The organism is Corynebacterium sp. HMSC076G08 (assembly GCF_001811515.1).
Lineage (GTDB): Bacteria > Actinomycetota > Actinomycetes > Mycobacteriales > Mycobacteriaceae > Corynebacterium > Corynebacterium hiratae.
The window spans coordinates 21,908-46,158 of sequence record NZ_KV805064.1 but is presented as its reverse complement, the minus strand read 5'-3'; the positions used below and the strand labels follow the sequence as shown (position 1 = coordinate 46,158).

At 58.8% G+C, this 24,251-nt stretch carries 29 protein-coding genes; 7 read left to right on the top strand and 22 right to left on the bottom strand.

The window, feature by feature from the left end:
- Positions 1-10: 10 nt before the first annotated feature.
- The 13 genes from eccB to secY form a co-directional block, all read right to left on the bottom strand.
- Complete coding sequence (gene eccB, locus HMPREF2806_RS09025) at positions 11-1,270, bottom strand: type VII secretion protein EccB (RefSeq protein ID WP_070517421.1); 1,260 nt, start codon at positions 1,268-1,270, stop codon at positions 11-13.
- Positions 1,271-1,327: 57 nt separating this feature from the next.
- Positions 1,328-2,185: a tRNA pseudouridine(38-40) synthase TruA gene (gene truA / locus HMPREF2806_RS09020; protein ID WP_070517419.1), complete on the bottom strand. Its 858-nt coding sequence runs from the start codon at positions 2,183-2,185 to the stop codon at positions 1,328-1,330.
- A 15-nt stretch (positions 2,186-2,200) separates the two neighbouring features.
- A complete protein-coding gene (locus HMPREF2806_RS09015; RefSeq protein ID WP_039674330.1) occupies positions 2,201-3,034 on the bottom strand; it encodes a trimeric intracellular cation channel family protein in 834 nt (277 codons plus the stop codon).
- A 101-nt stretch (positions 3,035-3,135) separates the two neighbouring features.
- Complete coding sequence (gene rplQ, locus HMPREF2806_RS09010) at positions 3,136-3,666, bottom strand: 50S ribosomal protein L17 (RefSeq protein WP_070517417.1); 531 nt, start codon at positions 3,664-3,666, stop codon at positions 3,136-3,138.
- Positions 3,667-3,744: 78 nt separating this feature from the next.
- Positions 3,745-4,755: a DNA-directed RNA polymerase subunit alpha gene (locus HMPREF2806_RS09005; protein ID WP_010189530.1), complete on the bottom strand. Its 1,011-nt coding sequence runs from the start codon at positions 4,753-4,755 to the stop codon at positions 3,745-3,747.
- A gap of 69 nt (positions 4,756-4,824) precedes the next feature.
- Positions 4,825-5,430, bottom strand: coding sequence for a 30S ribosomal protein S4 (gene rpsD, locus HMPREF2806_RS09000; protein WP_010189536.1), 606 nt, complete (start codon positions 5,428-5,430; stop codon positions 4,825-4,827).
- A gap of 21 nt (positions 5,431-5,451) precedes the next feature.
- Positions 5,452-5,856: a 30S ribosomal protein S11 gene (gene rpsK / locus HMPREF2806_RS08995; protein WP_010189540.1), complete on the bottom strand. Its 405-nt coding sequence runs from the start codon at positions 5,854-5,856 to the stop codon at positions 5,452-5,454.
- Positions 5,857-5,859: 3 nt separating this feature from the next.
- Positions 5,860-6,228 carry a 30S ribosomal protein S13 gene (rpsM, locus tag HMPREF2806_RS08990; protein ID WP_039673764.1) on the bottom strand — a complete coding sequence of 123 codons (369 nt, stop codon included), beginning with the start codon at positions 6,226-6,228 and terminating at the stop codon, positions 5,860-5,862.
- A 188-nt stretch (positions 6,229-6,416) separates the two neighbouring features.
- Positions 6,417-6,635: a translation initiation factor IF-1 gene (infA, locus tag HMPREF2806_RS08985; protein WP_003854422.1), complete on the bottom strand. Its 219-nt coding sequence runs from the start codon at positions 6,633-6,635 to the stop codon at positions 6,417-6,419.
- A gap of 226 nt (positions 6,636-6,861) precedes the next feature.
- A complete protein-coding gene (locus HMPREF2806_RS08980) occupies positions 6,862-7,653 on the bottom strand; it encodes a L,D-transpeptidase (RefSeq protein ID WP_070511331.1) in 792 nt (263 codons plus the stop codon).
- 51 nt (positions 7,654-7,704) lie between these two features.
- A complete protein-coding gene (gene map / locus HMPREF2806_RS08975) occupies positions 7,705-8,499 on the bottom strand; it encodes a type I methionyl aminopeptidase (protein WP_049156995.1) in 795 nt (264 codons plus the stop codon).
- Between the two features lie 15 nt (positions 8,500-8,514).
- A complete protein-coding gene (locus HMPREF2806_RS08970) occupies positions 8,515-9,060 on the bottom strand; it encodes an adenylate kinase (protein WP_046648459.1) in 546 nt (181 codons plus the stop codon).
- Positions 9,060-10,385: a preprotein translocase subunit SecY gene (secY, locus tag HMPREF2806_RS08965; RefSeq protein ID WP_046648460.1), complete on the bottom strand. Its 1,326-nt coding sequence runs from the start codon at positions 10,383-10,385 to the stop codon at positions 9,060-9,062. The genes HMPREF2806_RS08970 and secY overlap by 1 nt, the downstream gene beginning before the upstream one ends.
- Before the next feature lie 381 nt (positions 10,386-10,766).
- Between secY and HMPREF2806_RS08960 the strand changes: the two genes are divergently transcribed.
- Positions 10,767-12,074, top strand: a complete 1,308-nt coding sequence (locus HMPREF2806_RS08960) for a class I SAM-dependent methyltransferase (RefSeq protein WP_070517416.1) — start codon at positions 10,767-10,769, stop codon at positions 12,072-12,074.
- A gap of 16 nt (positions 12,075-12,090) precedes the next feature.
- Positions 12,091-13,572 carry an FAD-binding oxidoreductase gene (locus tag HMPREF2806_RS08955; protein ID WP_046648462.1) on the top strand — a complete coding sequence of 494 codons (1,482 nt, stop codon included), beginning with the start codon at positions 12,091-12,093 and terminating at the stop codon, positions 13,570-13,572.
- A gap of 334 nt (positions 13,573-13,906) precedes the next feature.
- Here HMPREF2806_RS08955 and rplO read toward each other — a convergent pair whose 3' ends face one another.
- The 6 genes from rplO to rpsH are packed head-to-tail and all read right to left on the bottom strand — an operon-like array spanning position 13,907 to position 16,555.
- A complete protein-coding gene (gene rplO / locus HMPREF2806_RS08950) occupies positions 13,907-14,356 on the bottom strand; it encodes a 50S ribosomal protein L15 (RefSeq protein ID WP_049157326.1) in 450 nt (149 codons plus the stop codon).
- 3 nt (positions 14,357-14,359) lie between these two features.
- Complete coding sequence (gene rpmD / locus HMPREF2806_RS08945; protein WP_010189565.1) at positions 14,360-14,545, bottom strand: 50S ribosomal protein L30; 186 nt, start codon at positions 14,543-14,545, stop codon at positions 14,360-14,362.
- A 3-nt stretch (positions 14,546-14,548) separates the two neighbouring features.
- Positions 14,549-15,175: a 30S ribosomal protein S5 gene (rpsE, locus tag HMPREF2806_RS08940; protein WP_070517413.1), complete on the bottom strand. Its 627-nt coding sequence runs from the start codon at positions 15,173-15,175 to the stop codon at positions 14,549-14,551.
- 40 nt (positions 15,176-15,215) lie between these two features.
- Positions 15,216-15,617 carry a 50S ribosomal protein L18 gene (gene rplR, locus HMPREF2806_RS08935; RefSeq protein ID WP_046648465.1) on the bottom strand — a complete coding sequence of 134 codons (402 nt, stop codon included), beginning with the start codon at positions 15,615-15,617 and terminating at the stop codon, positions 15,216-15,218.
- A 3-nt stretch (positions 15,618-15,620) separates the two neighbouring features.
- A complete protein-coding gene (gene rplF, locus HMPREF2806_RS08930) occupies positions 15,621-16,157 on the bottom strand; it encodes a 50S ribosomal protein L6 (RefSeq protein ID WP_049157327.1) in 537 nt (178 codons plus the stop codon).
- A 14-nt stretch (positions 16,158-16,171) separates the two neighbouring features.
- Positions 16,172-16,555, bottom strand: coding sequence for a 30S ribosomal protein S8 (gene rpsH / locus HMPREF2806_RS08925; protein ID WP_049157329.1), 384 nt, complete (start codon positions 16,553-16,555; stop codon positions 16,172-16,174).
- Between the two features lie 311 nt (positions 16,556-16,866).
- Between rpsH and HMPREF2806_RS08920 the strand changes: the two genes are divergently transcribed.
- Both HMPREF2806_RS08920 and fdhD read left to right on the top strand, forming a co-directional pair.
- A complete protein-coding gene (locus HMPREF2806_RS08920) occupies positions 16,867-17,115 on the top strand; it encodes a DUF6457 domain-containing protein (protein WP_070517412.1) in 249 nt (82 codons plus the stop codon).
- Positions 17,112-17,945, top strand: a complete 834-nt coding sequence (fdhD, locus tag HMPREF2806_RS08915) for a formate dehydrogenase accessory sulfurtransferase FdhD (RefSeq protein ID WP_070517411.1) — start codon at positions 17,112-17,114, stop codon at positions 17,943-17,945. Before HMPREF2806_RS08920 ends, fdhD begins: the two co-directional genes overlap by 4 nt.
- A gap of 64 nt (positions 17,946-18,009) precedes the next feature.
- Here fdhD and HMPREF2806_RS08910 read toward each other — a convergent pair whose 3' ends face one another.
- Entirely contained in the window at positions 18,010-19,287 is a 1,278-nt protein-coding gene (locus tag HMPREF2806_RS08910; RefSeq protein ID WP_070517410.1) for a hypothetical protein, read from the bottom strand.
- A gap of 39 nt (positions 19,288-19,326) precedes the next feature.
- Entirely contained in the window at positions 19,327-19,833 is a 507-nt protein-coding gene (locus HMPREF2806_RS08905; protein WP_070517409.1) for a glycerophosphodiester phosphodiesterase family protein, read from the bottom strand.
- A 301-nt stretch (positions 19,834-20,134) separates the two neighbouring features.
- Here HMPREF2806_RS08905 and HMPREF2806_RS14055 point away from each other — a divergent pair, with 301 nt between their 5' ends.
- Positions 20,135-20,518 carry an ArsR family transcriptional regulator gene (locus HMPREF2806_RS14055; RefSeq protein WP_083306536.1) on the top strand — a complete coding sequence of 128 codons (384 nt, stop codon included), beginning with the start codon at positions 20,135-20,137 and terminating at the stop codon, positions 20,516-20,518.
- On the opposite strand, the gene HMPREF2806_RS08900 is transcribed toward HMPREF2806_RS14055, so the two are convergent.
- Positions 20,515-21,558, bottom strand: a complete 1,044-nt coding sequence (locus HMPREF2806_RS08900; protein ID WP_049157337.1) for a LacI family DNA-binding transcriptional regulator — start codon at positions 21,556-21,558, stop codon at positions 20,515-20,517. The genes HMPREF2806_RS14055 and HMPREF2806_RS08900 overlap by 4 nt on opposite strands.
- A 621-nt stretch (positions 21,559-22,179) precedes the next feature.
- Between HMPREF2806_RS08900 and HMPREF2806_RS08895 the strand changes: the two genes are divergently transcribed.
- Both HMPREF2806_RS08895 and HMPREF2806_RS08890 read left to right on the top strand, forming a co-directional pair.
- On the top strand, positions 22,180-23,301 hold the full coding sequence (locus HMPREF2806_RS08895) for an ABC transporter ATP-binding protein (RefSeq protein ID WP_049157338.1): 1,122 nt from the start codon (positions 22,180-22,182) through the stop codon (positions 23,299-23,301).
- On the top strand, positions 23,301-24,245 hold the full coding sequence (locus tag HMPREF2806_RS08890) for a carbohydrate ABC transporter permease (protein WP_065422051.1): 945 nt from the start codon (positions 23,301-23,303) through the stop codon (positions 24,243-24,245). The genes HMPREF2806_RS08895 and HMPREF2806_RS08890 overlap by 1 nt, the downstream gene beginning before the upstream one ends.
- The last annotated feature ends 6 nt before the right edge of the window (positions 24,246-24,251 follow it).

The following is a 24,251-nucleotide window of genomic DNA, read 5'->3' as shown; positions in this document are numbered from 1 at the left end:
GTGGCTGTTATCAGTGCTCATTCTTTAAGGCCTCCGCGCGGCTCAAGGCAGAACCTTCCGGCAGCAGACGCAGAATCTCCCACGGCACCTGCTCCGGTTCCCCCAGGCCCAGCGCGTTTAGCTCCCCGGCGCTAGCCAGCTCGTGGCGCCTGCCGGTGGCAGAGACCACGTGATAACCATGCCCGCTGTCCACGCCCACGCCCGCCTGTAGACCGGCGAAACGCTGCGCCGCCGAATCACCCGGCAAGTCCACGGTGGCTGACACCGGGCGAGTCGTACCGGCTCCATGCTGGTGCGTCGCGCACAACCAACCGTGCTCAGGAGACAGGAAGTCCATCCGGGTAGCCGGGAGGTTGAAGGTCGGTGGAACGTCGCCAAGCGCGGCAACCTCCTGCGACTGTGCCGGCAGACGCTGCGCGCCCATGCCGACGAGCATCTCCGCTTGCGTGGGGGTGATGGAGAAAACGCCCTGCTCGGTTCGCGCCCACAGCTGTTCGCCGGTATCCAGAATCTCAGGTGGCACGGCTGGGAAACTCAGCGGCTCCAGTTCGGCGAAGGCATTGAGGAGCTCTGCCGGCACGCTCCACACCGCCGTCTCCGCGGTCATCCCCAAGGCGCGGCGCAGTACCCTGCCTTGCGTGCTCGTGGCCTCGGGCAACACGACGCGCCCTTGGCCGGTGAGCAACCACTGCGTGCCCTCGGATTCCGCCACGGCGGCCTGCTCCTCGTCGAAGCCGGGAACGGCGTGGTGCGCCACCACGGTCACGGTGCCGACGTGGTTGCTGGACTGCCAATTCTCACCCTCCGTGGACTCTTCCAGGCACGCCGCCCAGCCCGGTTCTTCCCCCGTTCCGGCCGCCAGAAGGTTCGGGGCATCTACAATCCCCAGAGGTGTGCCCAAGCTGACCTGCTCCAGGAAGGACTCCCCGGCAGCAGCGGGTTCCACCGGTTCATTGGCGATGAGCCTGGCGGACGCAAGGTTGGCCACCGGGTGATAAGTGCCGTTAACCAGCGCCAAGAGTTGACCTTCGGAAGAGCGCACAACCGGTGCATCACCGGGCTGCGGATCCGGTTGCATCCAGGCAATGAGCCCCGAGCCCAGGCTCAAAAAGGCCACCGCAGCAATCCCTCCCGTCAGTGCGCGGCGACGCCTCTTCAACGGATCATGAATCATCCTTATATCTCCAAAGACAAGCCCGTGTTCTAACCGGCGTAGGAGAAACTTGTGTCCTGAGACCTGAGCTTTGGTAGTAGGCAACGCGCGTGCCATGAAGAATCCTCCCCCTCACGTGAATGCGCCACCCTCCCTGGCGCAGTGGATTCCAGACTAACCCACGTCGGTCTCCTCCGCAGCGCGACGACCACGGGTCATCGCCGCCCGCGCGGCCAACTGGTCCGCATCGGGGTAATCCACGCCCACCAGGCTCAAACCTTGAGCATCAGCAAGCGGGATCTCTGAGGACCGGCTTTCTTCCCGCAGCATATGGGCGGCGAAGTCAACTCCGCGCGAGCCCTCCCCCACCCGCAAACAGCAGCCCACCAACGAGCGCACCATGGACCAGCAAAAGGCATCCGCGGTTACGTGCGCCTCGTAGAGCTGCGGCTCCGCGGGCGTCGACACGTCCTTCCACTCAAAGGCAAGGAGCTCGCGAATGGTCGTGGCGTGCGGCTTCGCCTTGCAGAAAGCCACGAAGTCATTGAGCCCCACCAGCTGATCGGCCGCGGCCTGCATTAGCTCCAGGTCCACTGGCTTGAACCACGTCGCGGTATCGCGTGCGCGAGTCGGAAGTGCACCGCGCGGATGGGTGGTGATGCGGTAGACGTAGCGGCGGCGTAAGGCAGAAAAGCGCGCGTCGAAATCTGCGGGAACTTCGGTGCAGGCGTGGACGCGGACGTCGGCAGGCAGCAATTTGGCCAAGCGCTTCACCAGCTTGGTGGGATCGCCGTCAATGCTGCGCTGTCCCAGCGCCGCCCGTGTGGTATCTAAGTGCGCCACCTGACCGCTGGCATGCACTCCGGCATCGGTGCGCCCAGCCACGGTGAGCTCCACTGGGTGGCGCAGCACCATGCTCAGCTTCTCCTCAACGGTCTGCTGAACAGTGCGCAGGCCGCCCTTCTGCTTGGCCCACCCGTGGAAGTCGGTGCCGTCGTAGGCCAAGTCTAGGCGAAGGCGAACGTTAGTCATGGATGCTGATTCTACCTAGTCGTTGGCATTCCACTCGCGATTGAGTTCCCAATCCTGGGCCGCGTGCTGGCGCTTCGCGCTCTTGCTCACGCCCAGCTTGCTCAAAGCGGCATAGCCAGCCCGCTTGGGGTGCTTTAGATTCTTCTTGGCCTGGCCGGCTTTGCGCTTGGCCTTGCGGGCGCCATCCCGAACAATGCGGGCAGACAAGCGCAGGCGCGGGTCCATGGGTTGTTCGGCTCCCCGGTATTCAAACACCGGCAGCGACCATCCAAAGTAGATCGCAGCCACGCGCAGCGCCAGCGCTAGGCATACCGTCACGACGCCAGCGACCTCATCGCTGAGCCCCAGCTCCATCAATCCCGCATAAGAAAAGGCTGCAAGAACAGAAATGGAGGCGTACAGCTCGGCGGACAAGACCAGCGGGATACGGTCGGACAACAAGTCACGCAAAATACCGCCAAAGACACCGGTCAGCACCGCAGCCACGGCAGCGATAACCAACCCATGGCCATGTTCCAAGGCCTTCTGAGCACCAAGGACACTGAATACCGCAAGGCCCAGGGCGTCGAGAAGCAAGAATACATGCCGGAAATAGTGCATTAGGAAGGACATATAAACCGTGGCGACGGCGGCGGCCACCACGGCCAAGAGGAAGCGCGGTTCCGCCACCCACGTCAACGGGTAGGCGCCCAGCACCATGTCGCGGATCGTGCCGCCGCCCAATGCGGTGACTGCGCCCAACATGATGACGCCAAACAGATCCATCTTTTGCCGGCCAGCGGACAGCGCAGCGGTCATCGCCTCGGAGACGATGCCGATTACGTACAGCACAGTAAACAGCGGGGTCATAGAGTATACGTTCTGGTCGGGGTTATATAGCCCAGAAAGCATAACAAAAGGCCGCAGCCCCACCTAAGGTGGTACTGCGGCCTAGTTAAGGCGAGAGAAGTTTACTTCTCCTCGGACTCCTCAGCAGCGGTCTCCTCGACCTCTGCCTCGGTTGCCTCTGCCTTTGCTTCCTCAGCGGATTCAGCCTCAGCCTCTTCGGCCTTAGCTTCCTCAGCCTCAGCAGCCTTCTTCGAGGCAGCTGCGCGGGTAGCGCGGTTAGCCTCGGAGGTCACGGTCTCCTCGAGAACGAGGGAGATCTGGGACATCGGGGCGTTGTCGCCGGAGCGGTTGTCCAGCTTAATGATGCGGGTGTAACCACCCTCACGGTTCTCGAACTTCGGTGCCAGCTCGTCGAAGAGGTAGGCAACAACATCCTTGTGCGGGATGAGCTTGAGAACTGCGCGACGGTCAGCAACGGTGCCGGCCTTCGCCTTGGTGATGATCTTCTCAGCGTAAGGGCGAAGCAGCTTCGCCTTAGCGTCGGTGGTCTTGATTGCGCCGTGCTCGAACAGGCTCGCTGCCATGTTGCTCAGCAGGTGCTTCTGCTGGCTAGCGGAGCCGCCGAGACGCGGACCCTTCTTGGGGGTAGGCATTATGTACTCCTCGTGTGCGGATTAATTGAGCGCGCGACGGGGCGCGGTTGCCGCGCCGTCACGATTCAGTGGAATTCTTTACTCGGAATCGTCGGAAGCCGGGTCCTTGAAGTCGCCGGTCTCTGCGTCGTAGCCTTCGAGCTGGGTCGGGTCGAAGTCCTCAGGGGTGTCCTTGAGGGCCAAGCCCAGGTTAGCCAGCTTGATCTTTACCTCGTTGATCGACTTCTGACCGAAGTTGCGGATATCCAGCAGGTCCGATTCGGTGCACTCAGCGAGCTCACCGACGGTGTGGATCTCCTGGCGCTTCAGGCAGTTGTAGGAGCGGACGGAGAAGTTCAGATCCTCGATCGGCATGCTGTAGGCGGCGATGTACTCCGTCTCCTGCGGGGACGGGCCAATCTCAATGCCCTCAGCAGCGGTGTTCAGCTCGCGAGCCAGGCCGAAGAGCTCGACCAGGGTGCCGCCGGCGGAAGCCAGGGCGTCGCGTGCGGAAATCGAGTTCTTAGTCTCGACGTCGATGATCAGCTTGTCAAAGTCAGTGCGCTGCTCAACACGAGTAGCTTCGACCTTGTAAGAGACCTTCAGCACCGGGGAGTAAATCTGGTCGACCGGAATGCGGCCGATTTCTCCCGAGGTGGCGGCAGCCGGGACGTAGCCACGGCCGCGCTCGACGACGAGTTCCATCTCCAGCTTGGCGGACTCATTCAGCGATGCGATGTGCAGATCCGAGTTGTGGATCTCCACGCCGGCCGGCGGCTGGATATCGCCTGCAGTGACCTCACCCGGGCCTTCCTTGCTCAGGTACATGACCACCGGCTCGTCGGAGTCGGAAGACAGAACCAGACCCTTGACGTTAAGGATGATTTCGGAAACGTCTTCCTTCACACCATTGATGGTGGTGAACTCGTGGAGCACACCGTCAATCTTGATGGAGGTTACTGCCGCGCCCGGGATGGACGAAAGCAGCGTGCGACGAAGCGAGTTACCGAGGGTGTAACCGAAGCCCGGCTCGAGCGGCTCGATAACGAACTTAGAGCGAGACGAGTCGATGAATTCCTCGGTGAGCTGAGGACGCTGGGAAATAAGCATGGAGTTTCTCCTTGTCGGCGCCCGCTATTTGACGCCGGTAGAAGGGGTAAAGATGAAAGTGTCGAAGGATTACTTCGAGTAAAGCTCGACGATGAGCTGCTCCTGCAGCGGAACGTCGATCTGAGCGCGCTCGGGCAGCTGGTGCACGAGGATGCGCAGGGTGTCCGGAACGACCTGCAGCCACGCCGGAACGTTGGCGTCAACCAGGCGGTCCTGAGCCTCTTCGAACCATTCCATCTTCTGGGAACGCTCACGAACATCGATGATGTCGTACTGCGTAACGCGGAAGGAAGGAACGTTGATCTTCTTGCCGTTCACGGTGAAGTGACCGTGGGAGACAAGCTGGCGAGCCTGGCGGCGGGTGTTGGCCAGACCTGCGCGGTAGATCACGTTGTCGAGACGGGACTCGAGCAGAACGACGAGGTTGTCACCGGTCTTGCCCGGAAGGCGGTTAGCCTCGGCGTAGTAGCGGCGGAACTGACGCTCCAGCACACCGTAGGTGTACTTGGCCTTCTGCTTCTCCTGGAGCTGCAGCAGGTACTCAGATTCCTTGATGCGGTTGCGGCCAGCCTGTCCCGGAGGGTACGGGCGACGCTCAAATGCCATGTCGCCGCCGACCAGGTCGACGCGCAGACGGCGGGATACGCGGGTAGCGGGGCCAGTATAACGAGCCATTTTCTTACCTCTTCCTTTCCCTTAAACCTTGCGGCGCTTGGTCGGACGGCAGCCGTTGTGCGGCTGTGGGGTGGCATCCGTGATCGAGGAAACCTCGAGGCCTGCAGCCTGCAGGGAACGGATGGCGGTCTCGCGGCCGGAGCCCGGACCCTTGACGAAAACGTCAACCTTCTTCATACCGTGGTCCATGGCCTTGCGGGCCGCGTTCTCAGCAGCCATCTGCGCTGCGAACGGGGTGGACTTACGGGAACCCTTGAAGCCGACGTGGCCGGAGGATGCCCAGGAGATGACAGCACCGTGCGGGTCCGTGATGGACACGATGGTGTTGTTGAAGGTGGACTTGATGTATGCGTGGCCAGCGGCCACGTTCTTCTTTACGACGCGACGACCACCACGGCGCGCGCCGGAACGAGTCTTGGGTGGCATGTTTTACTTCTTCTTTCCTGCGATCGTCTTCTTCGGACCCTTGCGCGTACGAGCGTTGGTCTTGGTGCGCTGACCACGAACGGGCAGACCACGGCGGTGGCGGATGCCCTGGTAGCAACCGATTTCAATCTTGCGACGAATGTCAGCCTGAACCTGGCGGCGGAGGTCACCCTCGACCTTCCAGGTAGCTTCAATGACGTCACGCAGCGCCGACAGCTGATCGTCGTCGAGGTTGTCGGTGCGCAGGTCGGGAGAAATGCCGGTCTTTTCCAGCAGTTCCTTGGCACGGGAAGGCCCGATGCCGTAGATGTAGGTGAGAGCAACCTCCATGCGCTTGTTGCGCGGGAGGTCAACACCAGCTAGACGTGCCATATGGCTAGTCCTTTCGGGTTGTTACGATGGTTTTCTCCTCATCCGTCCCCCGCCACGCATACGCTTCGACCCGGGCCGTGCCGGGGAAACTGTGGGCATGCTTAGCAGCGTGGGCTCAGGCCATCGCAGCCTGAGGTAAAAAAGGACGCACGAAGGGCGCGTCCCGTGGGTGAGGAGGCTTACAGTCTTTACTTGTAGCGGTAGACGATGCGTCCGCGGGTCAGGTCATAAGGAGACAGCTCCACAACAACGCGATCCTCTGGGAGGATGCGGATGTAGTGCTGACGCATCTTGCCCGAGATGTGGGCAAGAACCTTGTGCCCGTTGTCGAGCTCGACGCGGAACATTGCGTTGGGCAGGGGTTCGACGATGCGACCCTCAACCTCGATTGCGCCTTCCTTAGCCATAACCTCTACTTTTCTGATGGAGTTCTTTTCGCCACGCTTGGCGACGCCTCCACCTGCATGTTTGGTGTCTACTGCCTGGTGTCCTCAGCAGCCAATCCGGCTGCGTACAGACACCAGCACTAAAGCATACGCTGCGAGAACGGGTTTTCCAAATACAGAAACCTCCCGTCGCACTAAAGCGCGGGAGGCAAATGGTGTCTAGCGGTGGCTTGCCCACCGCTACGTCCTAGTAGATGAAGACCTTGGAGCCCATCGGCACATCATTCCAGTAGCGCACGGCATCCTGGTGGGTCAGGCGCACGCAGCCATTGGACTGGTAGGCCGGGGAGCCCTCGTGGAAGGCGTGGCCGTTGTTCGTGAAGTACATTGCGTAAGGCATCGGTGCGTTACCGAATTCCCACGAGATCTCGTCCTTCACCTTACGGTTGATGTAGTACGTGCCGGCCGGGGTTTCCTCACCCGGCTTACCGGTGGACATGCCCTGCGCAACGTAGGTGACGTTGCCGTTGCCGTCCTGCAGCCAGGTACGGCGGCCATCGCGGTCCACGCAGATACGCGCATCTGCCGGGCACGGGCCAACATCGAAGCGCTGCGCCTGACGCTCAGCCTCAGCCTTGCGCGCGGCTTCCTCAGCGGCGGCCTTCTCGCGAGCAATCTGCTCAGCGTGGGCGCGCTCCTCAGCTTCACGAGCAGCGCGAATCTCCGCGTTCTTCTGCTCGATGAGGCCCGGGAAGACGAGCTCAATAGCGCCATCGATTACTGGGCGAAGAGCATCGACTGCCTGCGGGTTAACATTCTGCAGCGCTTCCAGCATTTGGTTGCGGCTAGCCCACGCGTTCTCACGGGTCTGGCCAGCGAACTCATCAAGCTGGGACTGGACGTTGGAGGACAGGGAATCAATAGAGGGGACCGTCTGTGCATGTGCGGCCGGGGCGACCGAGAGAGTAGCGGTCAGAAGGCCGATTGCGGTGGCTCGGCGTAGGGAGCGAGCACCAGCGCGGGAGCGAATTTTAGACATGGCAAGAAGTATAAACCTTCCGACCATGATTTCCTACCCGAAAGACGTGTTTTAGTAGCGCGGGGTCAGGATTCGGGGACCATTCTCCGTCGCCGCGACGGTGTGCTCCCAGTGCGCCGACCACGAGCCATCGAGGGTTACCACGGTCCAGTCATCCTCTAAGACCTCGCTGTCCTCAGTACCCAGGGTCAGCATCGGCTCGATGGCCAACACGGAACCTTCCTGGATGAGGGGACCGCGCCCTGCCTTGCCTTCGTTGGCCAGGTAGGGCTCCTCGTGCATCTCTCGGCCGATGCCGTGGCCGCCGTAGCCATCGACGATAAAGAGCTCGACGCCGAATTTATCCTCGGCGCGGTAAGTCGCCTGCTCGAGGGCAGCGGAGACGTCGGTCAGCCGGTTGCCCGGAACCATCGCCTTGAGGCCCTCGTGGAGGACCCATTCGGTGGCGTCGCTCAGCGCCTGCGCTTCGGCGCTGGGCTTACCGACGCCAAACGTCCACGCACTATCCCCCACCCAGCCGTCGAGAGTGGCACCGCAGTCGATGGAAACAAGGTCCCCCTCAGCCAGCAGCATTTCCTTGCTGGGGATGCCGTGGACGATGACGTCGTTGACGGAAGCGCAGATGGAACCCGGGAACCCGCCGTAGCCTTTGAAGGTGGGCACGGCACCGGCATCGCGGATGGTCTGCTCGGCCACCTCATCGAGTTCCAGAGTGCTCACGCCCACCGCTGCGGCAGCGCGTACCGCCTGCAGGGCGCGGCCGACGATCTCGCCGGCCGCCTGCATGGCATCGAGCTCGCCTGGGGTGCGGGCGGGGATGGTTTTAGTGCGTCGTCGAAAAGCCATGGCTTAAAAGGCAGATTACTTGCCCATGGCCTTCAGGGTGCGCTCGTTGATCTCCTCAACGGAACCCTCAGCCTTCACGGAGATGATGGCATCGCCGTAGTGCTCAATAAGCGGGAAGGTCTCCTCGCGGTACACGCCCAGGCGGGTGCGGATGGTCTCCTCGGTGTCGTCTGCACGACCGCGGGCGAGCATGCGCTCGACGACGACGTCCTCGGACACCTCAAAGTTCAACACGCCATCCAGCTTGAGGCCCTTGTCGTCAAGGAGCTTCGCCAGGATGTCGGCCTGCTCCACGGTGCGCGGGAAGCCGTCAAGGAGGAAACCTTCCTTGGCGTCATCCTGGTTAAGGCGGTCCTCTACCATGCGGGCGGTGACGTCAGTCGGCACCAGCTTGCCGGCATCGATGTAGGACTTGGCTTCTACACCAAGCGGGGTGCCCTCACCAATGTTGGCGCGGAAGAGGTCACCGGTGGAGATGTGCGGAACGCCGAGCTTCTCGCTGAGGAGGGCGGCTTGGGTGCCCTTGCCGGCACCGGGAGGGCCAAGGAGTACGTAACGCATTACTTAAGCAGTCCTTCGTAGTTGGATTGTAGAAGCTGGGACTCGATTTGCTTGACCGTAGTCAAGGCAACCGAGACCATAATGAGGATGGCGGTACCACCGAAGGCGGAGGTGCCGCTGGCACCTGCAGTGCCCACGCCGAGGTCCAAGAGGATATTCGGCAGAACAGCGATGAGCGCCAGGTAGATCGAACCGACGAACAGCAGGCGGTTCATCACGAAGCCTAGGTACTCGGCGGTCGGTCGGCCCGGGCGGATACCCGGGATGAATCCACCATACTTCTTCATGTTGTCGGCTTGTTCCGCAGGGTCGTACTGAACCGATACGTAGAAGTAGGAGAAGAAGATGGTGAGCACAAAGTAGAGGACGATGTACTGCCAGGAGCTCGGTGCTTGCAGGTGAGCAATGACGTTGCGCTGCCACCAGTTATCGGAGACACCCGGGGAGCCGGAGTTGACGATCTGGGTGATGAGCACCGGCATGTAGATCAGCGAGGAGGCGAAGATGACCGGGATAACGCCGGCCTGGTTGACCTTGAGCGGCAGGTAGGTGGAAGAGCCACCGTACTGGCGGCGGCCCACCATGCGCTTTGCGTACTGCACCGGGATACGGCGCTGACCCTGCTCGATGAAGGTAATGCCCGCGACGAGAACGATGAGGCCCGTGAGAACCATGGCGAAGACCAGACCACCATTGTTCTGGAAGATGTTGACGCCGTCGGTAGGAAGGCGGGTAGCAATACCGGCGAAAATCAGCAGCGACATGCCGTTGCCGATTCCCTTCTCCGTAATCAGCTCACCCATCCACATCACCAGGATTGCACCAGAAGTCATGGTGATAACGAGCACGACGAGGGTGAAGAAGTTGCGGTCCTCCGCCAAGACGCGCACGCCCTGGCCCAGGAGCTGCTCGCGGTCCGCCAAGGCCACGATGCCCGCGGACTGCAGCAGGGCCAGCGCAAGGGTGAGGTAACGCGTGTATTGCGTCATCTTCGCCTGACCGGACTGACCCTCCTTCTTCAACTGCTCGAAGTGCGGAATAACCACGGTGAGCAGCTGCACGATAATGGACGCCGTAATGTACGGCATGATGCCGATGGCGAAGATCGACAGCTGCAGCAGCGCACCACCGGAGAACAGGTTGATCACCGAGTACAGGTTTCCGGACTCCTCCGTAAGGTCACGAAGGCGACCGGCGATGGTGGCGTAATCAACGCCCGGCGACGGGATCTGCGCGCCAACGCGGTAGAGAATAATCATCACGAGCGTGAAGATGATTTTCTTCCGCAGGTCGGCATCTTTGAAAGCCTGCAAAATGGCGGACACTACTCAATCCTCCTGGCCTACCGCGCTTGCTGTGCGGTTCGAATTCGCCGCGCACGGGGGTGGATCTCATCTGTTCCCAAAAGTTAAGAACCTTCTTAAGGTCCTTCATAGGAACGCTTGGACAGTTTTGACCCCATTACCCTACCAGCCCCGCCCCCTTTCGCCACATTGGCCCCGCGAAAACCAGGCTTATCCTTCTCGGATTAGTTTCCCCCTTAGCGCCATCGACGCATGAGGCCTACCATGGACCGCGTTGCCCTAAGGCAATGTCCTTACAACATTTCTACGTCTTTTCGACCTCTCAAGCGGCGCCCCGGGGCGCCACAGAGTATGGCCGTCTTCTATCTGCCTAACCTTAATCCGAAAGTAGTATGTAGTTTTATGAGTAAGCGATTCTCCCCAATGACCGTGGCTGAGATCATCGATACCTTCGTTCCCAGCCCCAACCCCTTCCGCTGGCAAGCTTTCGACGGTTCCGCAACCGGCCCAGCCGACGCGCAGTTCACCGTCAAAATTAATAACCTGCAGGGTCTGGCCTACATCGCCACACACCCGGGCGATGTAGGCTTCGCCCGCGCCTACGTCACCGACGGAATCACCGTCGAGGGGGAACACCCGGCACACCCCTACGGCATCTTCGACGCCTTGCACGCAATGTATGACAAGTTCTCCCGCCCGGACGCGAAAACCCTTGCCCGCGTCGCGCGTTCCTTGGCTTCGATGGGCGCTTTTCAAATCCAGCCGGTCCCGGATGTCGAGCGTGCCTCGTGGCTGCGCCGCAAGCTCCATGAGGGGCTGTCCAAACACTCCAAGGAGCGCGACGCAGAAGTCATCTCCGATCACTATGACGTGGGCAACGACTTCTACGAGCTCTTCCTCGGCGACTCGATGACGTACACCTGCGCCTACTACCCCTCCCCTGACGCCACGCTCGACGAGGCCCAGGAAAACAAGTACCGCCTCATCTTCGACAAGCTGCGGCTCAAGGAAGGCGACCGCCACTTGGACGTCGGCTGCGGCTGGGGCGGCATGGTGCGCTACGCGGCCAAGCGCGGCGTGAAGTCCTTGGGAGTCACCCTCTCCAAGGAACAGGCAGAGTGGGGCCAGGCCAAGATCAAGGAGGAGGGCCTAGAAGATCTCGCGGAGATCCGCTTCCTGGATTACCGCGACGTCACCGAGGAAGGCTTCGACGCCATCTCCGCCATCGGGTTGCTCGAGCACATCGGAGTCAAGAACTACCCGGACTTCTTCAGCTTCCTCCACGGCAAGCTCAAGCCGGGCGGCCTCATGCTCAACCACTGCATCACCTACCCGGATAACCACAAGACGCCGAAGGGCGGGTTCATCGACCGCTACATCTTCCCCGATGGCGAGCTCTCCGGCTCCGGCACCATTACCAAGTGCATGCAGGATGCCGGTTTCGAAGTCGTCCACACGGAATCCCTCCGCTTCGACTACATGCGCACGCTGCATGATTGGTGCGAAAACCTCAAGGAGAACTGGGAGGAGGCCTGCTCGCTAGTGGGCCTTCCCACTGCCCGCCTGTGGGCCATCTACATGGCCGGCTCCGAGTGGGGCTTCGAGCACAACATCATCAACCTGTACCACTTCTTGGGCGTCAAACTGGGCGATGCTGGCTCCCGCGCCGGCGTGCCCGAGCGCCGCTGGTGGGAAGATTCGCGCTTCTAAATCTTGAAGGAGTTCTATGTTGATCGATCTCATCCGCAATCATCGCAGCGTCGACGCAATCGAAGTCCCGCCGGTGGGCTGGAAGGCGCATGAGGAGGGCGTCGACAAGCTCCTGCGTAGCTTCCACGCGGTGCCGAAGGATAAGCGCGTACGTTTGGCGAAGAAGACCTCGAACCTCTTCCGCGGGCGCAGCGAGCAGCAGGCGGGCCTCGATGTGTCCGGCCTGGGTGGGGTCATTGAGGTCGATCCGATTGTGCAGACCGCCGAGGTCCAGGGCATGTGCACCTACGAGGACCTTGTCGACGCCACCTTGCCGCACGGGCTCATGCCCTTCGTGGTGCCGCAGCTCAAGACCATTACGCTCGGCGGTGCGGTGACGGGCATGGGAGTCGAGTCCACGAGCTTCCGCGACGGCCTTCCCCACGAATCCGTCCTGGAGATGGATATCCTGACCGGCACCGGGGATATTGTGACGTGCTCGCGCGAGGAGAACGTCGATCTCTTCCGCCTCTTCCCCAACTCCTACGGCTCTCTAGGCTATGCGGTGCGCCTCAAGATTGAGCTGCGCGCGGTCAAGCCCTACGTGGAGCTGCGTCAGGTGCGCTTCAACGACTTCAACTCACTCACGCACGCGCTTGACGACGTCTCCCTCACCCGCACCTACGACGACGTCGAGGTCCACGGTCTCGATGGCGTGGTCTTCTCACCGGAGGAGTCATACCTCGTCATGACCCGTTTTACGGATGAGGAAGGGCCAACCTCGGATTACACGCGGGAGAAAATCTTTTATCGCAGCCTCCAGCACCAGAGCGGGATCCGCCGCGACCGCCTCACGGTGCGCGACTATATCTGGCGCTGGGATACGGATTGGTTCTGGTGCTCCCGCGCGTTCGGCGCGCAGAATCCGCGCGTGCGCGAGGTGTGGCCGCGACAGCTGCGCCGCAGTTCCTTCTACTGGAAGCTCGTGCGCTTAGACCGCAAGTACGAGCTGGAGTACAACTTCATCAAGAAGCCGAAGGGTCTGCCCCGCGGCGAGCGCGTGGTCCAGGACATCGAAGTCACACCGGACAATCTGCCGAAATTCTTGGATTGGTTCTTCCAAGCCTCCGACATCCAACCGGTGTGGCTCTGTCCGATTCGGCTGCGCGAGGGCGTCGAGGACCTCATCGGCACCGGCTCGCTTGCCGCTGATTCCCCGGCCCCGTGGCCGCTCTACCCCCTGCGCCCAGGACAGACCTGGATCAACGTCGGTTTTTGGTCCGGCGTGGAGGGCAATCACGTCGATCCCTCGGCCCCTGGCAATGGCGCCTTCAACCGCGTCATCGAGGCCAAGGTCAGCGAACTCGGCGGACATAAATCCCTGTACTCAGAGGCCTTCTACTCCCCTGAGCAGTTCGCGGAGCTCTATGGCGGCGACCTGCCAGAGCGCATCAAGGCCGTGACCGACCCTGATGATCGCTTCCCGGGCCTCTACGAGAAGACGGTCAACGACGCCTAACGGCCCCGCATAAATTTCTCACCATAAGGTTCCTCTCAAAAGGCATTAATACCTTTTGAGAGATGCCTTTTGCGGGCCTCCCGCAGCCAAAGCCCTGGTCATCGCATAACATCTGGACCATAAGGTTCCCCTCAAAAGGTACTAATGCCTTTTGCGGGGCTCGCTGGGTAAATCCCCAGGTCATCGCATAACACTGAAGCCATAAGGTGCCTTTCAAATGGTACTAATACCCTTTGTGTCCTAGGCCAGGACCAAAAACGCCAGAAGCCCTCCCGAAGGCCACCGAAAGGTGGCGCCCGGGAGGGCAGTGGCTCTCACAGAGCCTGTAAGAGAATTACTTGGTTGCGGTGGCGGTGCCGCCAGCAGCCTCGATCTTCTCGACAGCAGACTTGGAGAACTTGTCAGCGGTGACGTTCAACTTAACGTTGATGTCGCCGTTGCCCAGAACCTTGACCGGCTGGTTCTTGCGAACCAGGCCAGCAGCGACGATGTCCGCAACGGTGACGTCGCCACCGTTAGCGAAAGCCTCTGCGAGGTCTGCAACGTTGACTACCTGGTACTCAACGTGGTTCGGGTTCTTGAAGCCCTTGAGCTTCGGCAGACGCATGTGGATCGGCATCTGGCCACCCTCGAAAGCAGCTGGTACCTGCTTACGAGCTCCGGTGCCCTTGGTACCGCGACCAGCGGTCTTACCCTTGGATGCCTCACCGCGGCCGACGCGGGTCTTGGGCTTGTTGGATCCTGCGGCCGGGCGCAGGTCGTGGAGCTTGATGATATCAGCCATGGTTTACTCCCCTGCCACTTCTTCGACGGTGACCAGGTGACGCACCTTGTGAACCATACCGCGGATAATCGGGGTGTCCTGCTTAACTACAGAGTGACCGATGCGCTTGAGACCAAGCGACTCCATGTTTGCGCGGTGGTTCGGCTTGGTGCCCACAAGGCCCTTTACCTGAGTAATCTTCAGAGCCATTGCTTATGCCTCCTGACCTGCGCGCTTGCGCAGCATCTGGGCCGGTGCGACCTCCTCGAGGGACTTGCCACGACGTGCGGCAACTTCCTCCGGACGAACCAGCTGCTTGAGGCCGTCCACGGTAGCGCGGACGACGTTGAGAGCGTTGTCGGAGCCCAGGGACTTCGACAGAATGTCCTGCACGCCAGCGCACTCAAGCACCGGACGAGCAGCACCGCCGGCGATGACACCGGTACCCGGAGCGGCCGGCTTCATCATGACGATGCCAGCTGCGTCGCGACCCTCAACCGGGTGGGTAATGGTGCCAGCAATCATCGGGACGCGGAAGAAGTTCTTGCGAGCCTCTTCTGCACCCTTCTGGATTGCGGCCGGGACTTCCTTGGCCTTGCCGTAGCCGACGCCCACCATGCCCTGGCCGTCGCCAACGACGACGAGAGCGGTGAAGGACATGTTGCGGCCACCCTTAACGGTCTTAGCGACGCGGTTGATGGTCACAACGCGCTCGATGTACTTATCGCGCTCGTTGTCCTGCTGGTTGCGGCGGTCGTTACGACGGCCGTTGTTGCGACCCTTGCGGTCGTTGTTGTTCTCGGCGGAGCGTCCGCCGTCACGCTGTTCACGGTCCGACATTAGGCGTTCCTTCCGTTGATGTTTCCGTATGCCTTAATCATTAGAACTGCAGACCACCTTCGCGAGCGGCGTCGGCCAGCGCAGCAACGCGGCCGTGGTACTTGTAGCCTGCACGGTCGAAGACGACCTGCTCGATGCCAGCAGCCTTGGCGCGCTCAGCGATGAGCTGGCCTACCTTGGCAGCCTTGGCCTTCTTATCGCCCTCGAGTGCACGCACGTCGGCTTCCATGGAGGAAGCGGCAGCCAGGGTGTGGCCGGCCAGGTCGTCGATGACCTGGACGTGCATGTGGCGGGAGGAGCGGTGAACGACCAGACGCGGTGCCTCAGGGGTGCCGCGAAGGGTCTTACGGATGCGGAAGTGGCGGCGCGCGCGTGCTTCACGACGACGCGAGGAAATGTCCTTGCCAACCGGGGTGCGCTTTGCGTTTTCAGTGTTAGCCATTGCTTACTTACCCGTCTTTCCGACCTTGCGGCGGACCTGCTCGCCGTCGTAGCGAATACCCTTGCCCTTGTAAGGATCGTCCTTACGCAGGCGGCGGATGTACGCGGCGACCTGTCCAACCAGTTGCTTGTCAATACCAGATACGGAGAGCTTGGTTGCGCCATCCACAGCGAAGGTGATGCCCTCCGGAGCCTCGATGAGGATCGGGTGGGAGTAGCCCAGAGAAAACTCCAGGTCCTTGCCCTTCTGCTGGACACGGTAACCGACACCGAAGATTTCCATCTTCTTGGTGTAGCCCTCGGTCACGCCAACAACGGCGTTGTTGACCAGGGAGCGGGATAGACCGTGCAGGGCGCGGTTCTTGCGGTCGTCATCCGGACGGGAGACCTTGATCTCATCGTCCTCGACGGCTGCGGTGATCGGCTCCGGCAGCTCAACCTCGAGGGTGCCCTTGGAACCCTTAACGTTGACAACCTGGCCGTTGATGGTGATCTCGACGCCCTTCGGGACGGCGATAGGTGCTAGACCGATACGAGACATGTGTCAATCCTCCCTTACCAGACGTAGGCGAGAACTTCTCCGCCTACACCCTTCTCCTGAGCCTGACGGTCGGTAAGCAGACCCTGAGACGTGGAAATGATGGCCACGCCCAGGCCGCCCAGAACCTGCGGCAGTTCGGTGGACTTTGCGTACACACGCAGACCCGGCTTAGACACGCGACGCAGACCCGAGAGGGAACGCTCACGGTTGTTGTACTTAAGCTCGAGGGTCAGCTCGTGGCCCTCGACGGAGTAGTCAGCGATGTAGCCTTCCTGCTTCAAGATCTCAGCGATGTTGGCCTTGATCTTGGAGGTCGGCATCGACACGACGTCGTGGTGCGCATTAGATGCATTGCGCACGCGCGACAGCATGTCGGCAATAGGATCAGTCATAGTCATATGAGTGACCTGTAACCTTTCTCGTTGCGGTTCCCGTAAAAGCTCACCAAAGCGTTTTCCGTGTGATTTCGGGCTACTCACGCTCCCCGCGGTCAATACCGCGAGGCGCTCGCCACCCTTTGATACAGACAACGGTCCGCTATCTACGGCGAGGGGCCTACAACAAAGTAGATATGTTCAATTCTTCCGGCTTGGCACGTTTCCGCACCTCCTGCGCTGTTTTCGCGGCGCAGGAGTGGGAAAATGCAAGTCCGTCGGCTTACTCTACCCGCTGACATGCTGTTTTCCAAAACGCGTTAGCATGAGAAGTCATGAGTGAAACACCAGACCCCATCCGCACCGCCCACCAGTGGCTCCAGGAGGCCGCCGAGCTTCTCGACGTCCCCCCGACCGACGCCACCGCCCTCGTCACGGAGTTGCTGGATCTGACCAAGGATGTTGCCCACACCCAGTCCCGGCCGGCCGCTCCCCTAACGGCCTACCTGGTGGGCCTAGCGTCTAAGGACACAGAGGAGGCCCGCGCTCACATCGCCACATTGAAGGAGGCCCTTAACCGATGAGCGGGCGCATCAACGCCACCTTTGCCGTAACCAAGGTGCGCCTCGATGAGAACGGGCAGGTCACCCAGGTAGATACCCGCGGCGATACCGTCGCCGGCGAAGAGCCGCTGGAGATCCGCGTGGGCGGACAGACGCTGACGACGACGATGCGCACGCCGGGACACGACGTCGAGCTGGCGCATGGTTTCCTTCATTCCGAAGGACACATCGAGAAGGTCAGTGATGTCCGGGAGGCGCGCTACTGCGCTGGCGCCTCGGTGGATGGGCGCAACCCCTATAATCTGCTCGATGTGGAGCTGGCTAACCCCCACGCGATCTCGCTTGCCGATCTGCGGTTGACGACTACTACGTCTGCCTGCGGCGTGTGCGGCACCTCGTCCATCGAGGCGCTCATGAAGCAAAGCCGCTACGAGATTCCCCGGGTGCCGGTGGATCCGAGGGTCGTCGCCACGCTGCCCGAGGCCCTCAAGCGGGAGCAGAAACAGTTCCGCAAGACCGGCGGCATTCACGCCGCAGGTGCCTTCACACTTGACGGCAAGCCCGTCGTGGTGCGCGAGGACGTCGGAAGGCACAACGCGGCGGATAAGGTCATTGGCCACCTACTCATGGAAGGCTTGCTGCCGGCCAGCGACCTCATTCTCGTCATGAGCTCGCGCGCGAGCTTCGAGCTGGTCAACAAGGCCGCAATGGCCGGCTTTGGCATGCTCGTCGCGGTCTCCGCCGCCTCCTCCCTAGCCGTGGAAACCGCCCGGGAGACCGGAATGGCGCTCGTGGGCTTTGCCCGCGGGGACCGCTTTAACCTTTATTCCGGAAGCTTGACCGCACGATAGCTTCGCTTACTGCGGGGATCGTCGCGACGATGGAACTGGGCTGCGATGAAAAGAGAAAGAGCTCCTATTGAGGAACCAATTTCCATTGTGACCAGGTACTTGTGTCGCCACGGCTCAGATAGTTGTACGCAAAAGGGTTTCCGTAACTGTATCGATCATCCCATTGGAAATTGATTTCTCGACCATCAACATCAACAAATCTGTGCTTGTTGGTTCGGCGCCAGAGTGCACGATCAGAGTTACAGTCCGCCGACCATGCAATCCGATCGTCGACGTTAGGCGTGGAATAGACGCACTGTAACGACTTCGGGTCTCTAATTCGCATGTAGCTATCGCCTACAGTTTCAATCTGCAAGCGGTTACTATACGGCTCGTCTTTGTAGTCACATTTCACTGTCCACAGTGAGTTGTTCGGGCTCGTCCATAAACACACTTTCCCGCCCCACGCTGCTGCTTGCCGTCCATCCCACCCTTCAATCCGAACTATGGCACGGTCGGGGACCGCTCTATCCTTGACTTTGTAGTACAAGCTAGAATTCATGTCTTTAGGCGGCGCGACCGGGGCAGGTCGGCTCACTAGATTCAAGTACCCCTGTTCGAATGCATAAAGGTCGATCGAATCGGTATCGTCAGCCGTCAAGAAGTTTGCTCCAACCGCACGCAGAAAGTCAAGATTTTCGCGCCAGTCGTGTTTTTCCTCCGCAATCGGCGTGGCTTGACGTCGATCTGTGAGGCGATAACAGCAGCTCGAGTCGTTATTGAAGAATGCATCCGTTGCCGGTATAGGCTTCTTATCCCCAAATGTATTCGGCACCGTATACCCAGCCGCCGGCCCTGGAGTAAACATCACAAAATCCGGTACCGGAACGAAAGCCCCTAACTTCTTCCCAAAGAAGTGGACCACAGCTACATATTCTCCAACCGTGCCTTTCTTGACGTTATCCAAAGCCACGTTCACGGGACGCTCAAAGGCTCCGAAACGACTTCCAACCTCACGTTCCGTGCGAAGAAACTCGCTTGCATCCTTGAGATTAACCTCGACAATAGGCACCTGTGTCCGAGAAGCGGCCGACCACCAGCCGACTGCTCGTGATGCATTGCTGCCGAGCTCTAGCTGCGGTGGATCATCCAATTGCTCCCCGCTATTCAAGGCCATCGCAATGCCAGGATTGATCTTTGGCATCAACGTGAAGCGGTTTTCAATGCCTGATTGGCGAAGCAAGTTTTCAAAATGCTGTGGAGTGGGAGCCTCATTCATGGAAAATTTCACCATGAAGCGCTCGAGAACTCCCCGCCCCGCATACTCTCGTTCTTTTTCGTCTAGAACTTTCAACGTCGCCAAGAAGGCCGACTTCTCCTTAATTTCTAGCTGAATAACTGACTACCCCTCATGTTGAAGAGTGAAATCAACTAGCTCCTCTACCGAAGGAACCTCGAATGACGTTTCAGTACGATCGGGCCTCACCAATCGAAGACTCTTCAGTTCTCCAAACTTCAAGGAATTTAGTCTTTCGTTTGGCCCCTCATTAGATTCTGGGTCATAATCCTTGCGCAGCATTTTTCCGATGTTCGTATCATGAAAAATCACGGGGACGCCATCCGCCGTCATTCGGACATCTGTTTCGATGACCGGACGACACTGATCAAATGCTTGAAGGAACGCCCCCAAACTGTTTTCTGGGAGTTGCTTGTCAAACGCTCCACGATGTCGCGCGGTGATGACCTTTGAATTAGTCTTTTCCGACCGAATTTGCTCTACCTGCGTCTGCCAATTCGGGCATCGGGATTTTACCAGCGCTCCATTCACAGTTGTTTGAGCGTTAGCCTGAGGTGAGAATGACGCCAAAAGCATGGTCAGGATGGCTATCAGAAATTGTAACCGTCTCATCAATACTCCTTTACGGTTGGGCACCAACATTGATTGTGTGGAACCCCAATGAGGTATTTCCCCATTACAAATGAAGGTAAATTTCTGATTTCACCGTTCCTATGACTCAAATCTCTCTTGCAGTTTTCTTAAAGTTCGGAAGTGCGCTAATCCACCACACGCAGCTCAAACGTGCACCTAAATGGCCCTTCGGATAGTCAGTGATCCTTCCACAATCAGGCCAGGTTTCCACACAATTCAAGAGGCACAGAATCACAGGCTTGACACTCATCGCAATACCGACGAGGCTCAGATTTCTTAGATGACACTATGTACATTGAAAAGAGGCTGGATACCGATGTTGTCTCGACCAATAAACTGCTATGCAAAGCACAGCGCTACCGTCAAAGTCATCGCAGCAATAGCAAATCCAGTTCGATGGACAATTCTCCACACTCTTTTCATTGCTGGTCCACAACAGCAAAAGCGCCTTGCCTGTTACCTGCAGGTCACGGAATCAGTACTCAGCCGTCACGTAAAGATTCTTAGAGAAGCGCACCTTGTCCAGATCTCAATCGCTCCAGCTGGCCGGGCGGTCTCAGTTTCTCCGAACGCTGGAAGCATCATCCTCGCAGCGCTGCCATTAATTCCTTCAGCAAATACTCGGCTTGAAACTCAACCACGACCGCGCGAGCCCTGGACCTAATTTTCGTTTGGTGGCGCAAGAGTACGCCCAGGGACAAAATTCCCTTGATACTTTCTTTGGATCCACGGGGTCTGTTTCTCGACATCTCCATATGAATCGATCAATTCAAGAATCGAAGAAATCGCTGCCTCGGCCAGTTTTCGCACAGGCCAGGAATAAGTCGTCAAACCCATAATGTCGAAGCCTGGCAACGCCCCATCACAGCCAGTGACACTCACTTGGCTGGGAACGGATATTCCCTCATCCTGGCAAACACGCAAGTAATGGAGCTGGCGCAAATCTGTTGGGCACATGACAGCCGTGATGGCTCCACTCTTAATGAGAGGTACCACATACGCTTCCCCGCTATCGAACTTCACGTCAACAATAAAGGGCTCCAACCCTTGTTTACGTATTTCTGCGATTGTTGCCTGAGCTCGGGTGTACTCCGGAAACGAAACTTCAGGACACGTACGCACCACTGCAATCTTCGTGTGGCCGGCTTTAACAACAGCTTCAGCAAGAACCTTGCCTGCGTGTTCTGCATCGAAAGAGACAGCGGGAATTAACGCATCGGGCTCCGGTCGACCTGCCCGAATGATTGGTACGCGTTCTGCGAAAGGCAGCAAGAGCTCACTCGCTAAATCTCCAGTGGAGACAATTAGTCCCGCTACTCCCAACCCAAGGAGATGAGACAAGCTGTCTAGCTGACGGTCATCACACTTACCTGGCGCAACCGACATGGTAACTAAATCATATCCGTGGCGATGAGCGGCAACCTGCAGCTCCTGGAGAAGCAAACCGTAAGCAGGATTAGCAGGGTCCCGAACCAATGCACCAAGTGTTCGCCCGTTAAGAGCCGATAGTTTCCGAGCAATCACGTTCGGAACGTAGCCAAGTTCATGCGCAGCCTCGAGAATCCTCCGTCTGTTTTCATCAGACACTTTCTTCTGTCCCCGAAAAACGCGTGAGACTGAGCTGCGAGAGACGCCGGCTCGCGCCGCGATGTCTCCGAGCGTCGGCTGTCGACCCTCTGCCCCATTAGAAATACAGTCACCCATGGAGAGCCCTTCCTTCGCAGCATAAGACAGACCTAGAAGAGTGCCGCGTTTTGTCTCCCTTCTTGCACAGTACCCACCACTGCCCTTTACCGCTCTACTTTTCACCAATTGCGCAGCCATTCATTGGGACTGGGCATCTGCCGCATCAACAAGCCCCCTCTTACTCAGGCACCCCCGCATGAGGGTCATTTGAAGAAACTCCAACCCCAATAACTCCAAAGTGAGAAAAGCCATTTTGCCCAAGTGGGGAAACTTCCCCCCTCCTCCAAGGGAAACGTAGCCTCATCGCAGAGTGTTGGGTAAACAAAATCCCGATCGTTCACCTCAACGCAACCTTGTCCACTTGGCCTTCAACCAACAAAAAGAGCAAAAGTCAAGCTCAGGGGGTTGCCACAAATTGAAACAGCGAGACGACGCGCTTCTACCTGCACACATGCAGACCAGAGAAGACGTGGCGCGCTTCGTTTGTTGTTTACGCACCCGAGTGACCCCGTTTACTTACAGCTGGGACAGTGTTTTCGCTTCCCAAGGGCGGCGACGCACCGCATTCTGTCACGGATGCCGCGCTTGGCAGGTCAAAGCATCAACTCTCGTTCACTTTTAGTTCAGAAAGTTATCTCGATGTCCGACATAGTTTTTGACGCGGCTACGCTGCTCTATCCCGGCAATGAAACACCCACCATCAATAACCTCGATCTCACAGTCAATGACGGCGAGTTTCTAGCGGTCGTTGGACCATCCGGCTCCGGTAAGTCCACGACCCTTCGAATGGTTGCAGGTCTCGAAGCTGTCACAGGTGGTGAAATTTTCATTGGTAATCAGCGTGCCTCTCAGCTCCCACCTTCTAAGCGCGATGTCGCTATGGTCTTCCAGTCTTACGCCCTGTATCCGCATATGACGGTCGGTGAGAATATGGAGTTTGCGCTCAAGATGCAGAAGGTTGACAAGGCGAGCCGCGCTGAACGTGTAGCTGAGGCAGCGAAGCTACTTGAACTCGAGCCTTACCTCGACCGACTACCTAAAGCATTGTCTGGTGGCCAACGCCAGCGCGTTGCCATGGGACGTGCCATTGTTCGCAATCCGCAGGTATTCCTGATGGACGAGCCGCTGTCCAACCTCGATGCCAAATTGCGCGTAAGTACTCGCTCGCAAATCAGCCGTCTACAGCGAAAGCTCGGGACGACGATGCTCTACGTCACTCACGACCAGACTGAAGCCATGACCATGGCTGATCGAATCGCAGTTCTGGAAGGGGGAAACATGCAGCAAGTCGGAACTCCGGAGGATTTGTACTTGCGCCCCGCGAACGTTTTTGTGGCTACATTCATCGGGTCTCCATCGATGAACCTAGTTTCTGCAGTCAAAGACGGTTCAGAGCTGAAAGCCAATGGGTTCGATCTTCCTGTACCCGAACTCAAAGTTCAACCAAACGACCGAGAGGTCATCATTGGCATTCGTCCAGAGGACTTCGAGTTATGCGAATCAGCAGACGCCGACATTTTGGGCACTGTTGAATACGTGGAGAACTTTGGTTCCGACAAATATGTACATGCTGTTCCGCAAGGTTCACCAGTCGCGGCTTCTTCAAAAGCCTCTGAAACCAGCGACGAGGAATCCACCGCAACTCTTCTCGTTCGCGTTGCAAACACTGAGATGCTGGACGAAGGCGCACCCATTTCGGTACGCATCAAGCGCGACAAGCTCCACCTTTTTTGCGGCCATACTAAGGAGCGGATCAACTAATGAGTATCACCGCAAACTCTGCTTCCTCAGCTCGTCGTACCGCTGAAACCGTCAAAGAGGACAAACAGCAGCACCGCGGAGCAGGGATTGACTGGCTTTCCTGGGCAATGTTGTTTCCAACCCTTGTCCTTTTCCTAATCTTTGAGTTTTACCCTTTCTTCCGAGCGCTGTATTTGTCGTTCGTTTCGACCGACCTTTTTGGGCGCCCTAAAGGGTTCGCTGGTCTCGAGAACTACGTTGACATGTTCACCGACCCAGCCTTCGGTGCCACTTTGGTGCGAACCTTGGTGTTCACGGTAACCACCGTAGTTCTCAAGCTCGCTATCGGTTTGGCCATTGCGCTTCCCCTGAGCTACCGGCTAAAGGGAACTTTTTGGATGCGTTCTTTAGTGCTAGTGCCTATGGCTGTATCAACGGCGATTGGCACTCTCGTTTTCCGAAATATGTTCGCGCCCGTCATCGGCTTCTTTGATCAGTTAGCGACGATGCTCGGGTTTGGGACCGTAGGCTGGCTAACCAGTCCTCGAGTAGCCCTAATTTCCACAATCACAGTTGACTTGTGGATCGGCATTTCCTTTGTCATCTTGCTGCTAATGGTCGCTATCGACGGTATCTCGGATGACGTCGTAGAAGCCGCGAATCTCGACGGCGCCACCGGTATCAGGTACGTGCGTTACATCATCATTCCAGGAATCGCCCCAATGCTCCTATTCCTGGCTGTGACTCAGTCCATGGCGGCGATGAAGGAGTTCACAATCTTCAACGTTCTCACTGACGGCGGCCCAGCATCATCCACTAGGACCCTCGTTCTTGACATCTATGACTTGGCATTCGGCGGCGGTACAGCAGACTTTGCTGCAGCTTCCGCCCGCGGCATGGTGCTTTTCGTCATCATCCTCATCCTCACGCTCGTCCAGTTTCGCCTAAACCGGAAACAGTCTTAAGAATTT

Excerpts from the sequence above, each read along its gene's own strand:
- HMPREF2806_RS08900 (WP_049157337.1), bottom strand. The coding sequence starts at position 21,558 with ATGGGTGACTGTATTTCTAATGGGGCAGAGGGTCGACAGCCGACGCTC.
- rplO (WP_049157326.1), bottom strand. The coding sequence starts at position 14,356 with ATGGCTGATATCATCAAGCTCCACGACCTGCGCCCGGCCGCAGGATCC.
- HMPREF2806_RS08890 (WP_065422051.1), top strand. The coding sequence starts at position 23,301 with ATGAGTATCACCGCAAACTCTGCTTCCTCAGCTCGTCGTACCGCTGAA.
- HMPREF2806_RS08920 (WP_070517412.1), top strand. The coding sequence starts at position 16,867 with ATGAGTGAAACACCAGACCCCATCCGCACCGCCCACCAGTGGCTCCAG.
- rplR (WP_046648465.1), bottom strand. The coding sequence starts at position 15,617 with ATGGCTAACACTGAAAACGCAAAGCGCACCCCGGTTGGCAAGGACATT.
- infA (WP_003854422.1), bottom strand. The coding sequence starts at position 6,635 with ATGGCTAAGGAAGGCGCAATCGAGGTTGAGGGTCGCATCGTCGAACCC.
- HMPREF2806_RS08895 (WP_049157338.1), top strand. The coding sequence starts at position 22,180 with ATGTCCGACATAGTTTTTGACGCGGCTACGCTGCTCTATCCCGGCAAT.
- HMPREF2806_RS14055 (WP_083306536.1), top strand. The coding sequence starts at position 20,135 with ATGACACTATGTACATTGAAAAGAGGCTGGATACCGATGTTGTCTCGA.
- rpsE (WP_070517413.1), bottom strand. The coding sequence starts at position 15,175 with ATGTCGGACCGTGAACAGCGTGACGGCGGACGCTCCGCCGAGAACAAC.
- rpsD (WP_010189536.1), bottom strand. The coding sequence starts at position 5,430 with ATGGCTCGTTATACTGGCCCCGCTACCCGCGTATCCCGCCGTCTGCGC.
- fdhD (WP_070517411.1), top strand. The coding sequence starts at position 17,112 with ATGAGCGGGCGCATCAACGCCACCTTTGCCGTAACCAAGGTGCGCCTC.
- rpsH (WP_049157329.1), bottom strand. The coding sequence starts at position 16,555 with ATGACTATGACTGATCCTATTGCCGACATGCTGTCGCGCGTGCGCAAT.
- HMPREF2806_RS09005 (WP_010189530.1), bottom strand. The coding sequence starts at position 4,755 with ATGCTTATTTCCCAGCGTCCTCAGCTCACCGAGGAATTCATCGACTCG.
- rpmD (WP_010189565.1), bottom strand. The coding sequence starts at position 14,545 with ATGGCTCTGAAGATTACTCAGGTAAAGGGCCTTGTGGGCACCAAGCCG.
- rplQ (WP_070517417.1), bottom strand. The coding sequence starts at position 3,666 with ATGCCTACCCCCAAGAAGGGTCCGCGTCTCGGCGGCTCCGCTAGCCAG.
- HMPREF2806_RS08970 (WP_046648459.1), bottom strand. The coding sequence starts at position 9,060 with ATGCGTTACGTACTCCTTGGCCCTCCCGGTGCCGGCAAGGGCACCCAA.
- HMPREF2806_RS08980 (WP_070511331.1), bottom strand. The coding sequence starts at position 7,653 with ATGTCTAAAATTCGCTCCCGCGCTGGTGCTCGCTCCCTACGCCGAGCC.
- HMPREF2806_RS08960 (WP_070517416.1), top strand. The coding sequence starts at position 10,767 with ATGAGTAAGCGATTCTCCCCAATGACCGTGGCTGAGATCATCGATACC.
- rplF (WP_049157327.1), bottom strand. The coding sequence starts at position 16,157 with ATGTCTCGTATCGGTCTAGCACCTATCGCCGTCCCGAAGGGCGTCGAG.
- truA (WP_070517419.1), bottom strand. The coding sequence starts at position 2,185 with ATGACTAACGTTCGCCTTCGCCTAGACTTGGCCTACGACGGCACCGAC.
- HMPREF2806_RS08905 (WP_070517409.1), bottom strand. The coding sequence starts at position 19,833 with ATGAGACGGTTACAATTTCTGATAGCCATCCTGACCATGCTTTTGGCG.
- map (WP_049156995.1), bottom strand. The coding sequence starts at position 8,499 with ATGGCTTTTCGACGACGCACTAAAACCATCCCCGCCCGCACCCCAGGC.
- HMPREF2806_RS08955 (WP_046648462.1), top strand. The coding sequence starts at position 12,091 with ATGTTGATCGATCTCATCCGCAATCATCGCAGCGTCGACGCAATCGAA.
- eccB (WP_070517421.1), bottom strand. The coding sequence starts at position 1,270 with ATGGCACGCGCGTTGCCTACTACCAAAGCTCAGGTCTCAGGACACAAG.
- HMPREF2806_RS09015 (WP_039674330.1), bottom strand. The coding sequence starts at position 3,034 with ATGACCCCGCTGTTTACTGTGCTGTACGTAATCGGCATCGTCTCCGAG.
- rpsK (WP_010189540.1), bottom strand. The coding sequence starts at position 5,856 with ATGCCACCCAAGACTCGTTCCGGCGCGCGCCGTGGTGGTCGTCGCGTC.
- rpsM (WP_039673764.1), bottom strand. The coding sequence starts at position 6,228 with ATGGCACGTCTAGCTGGTGTTGACCTCCCGCGCAACAAGCGCATGGAG.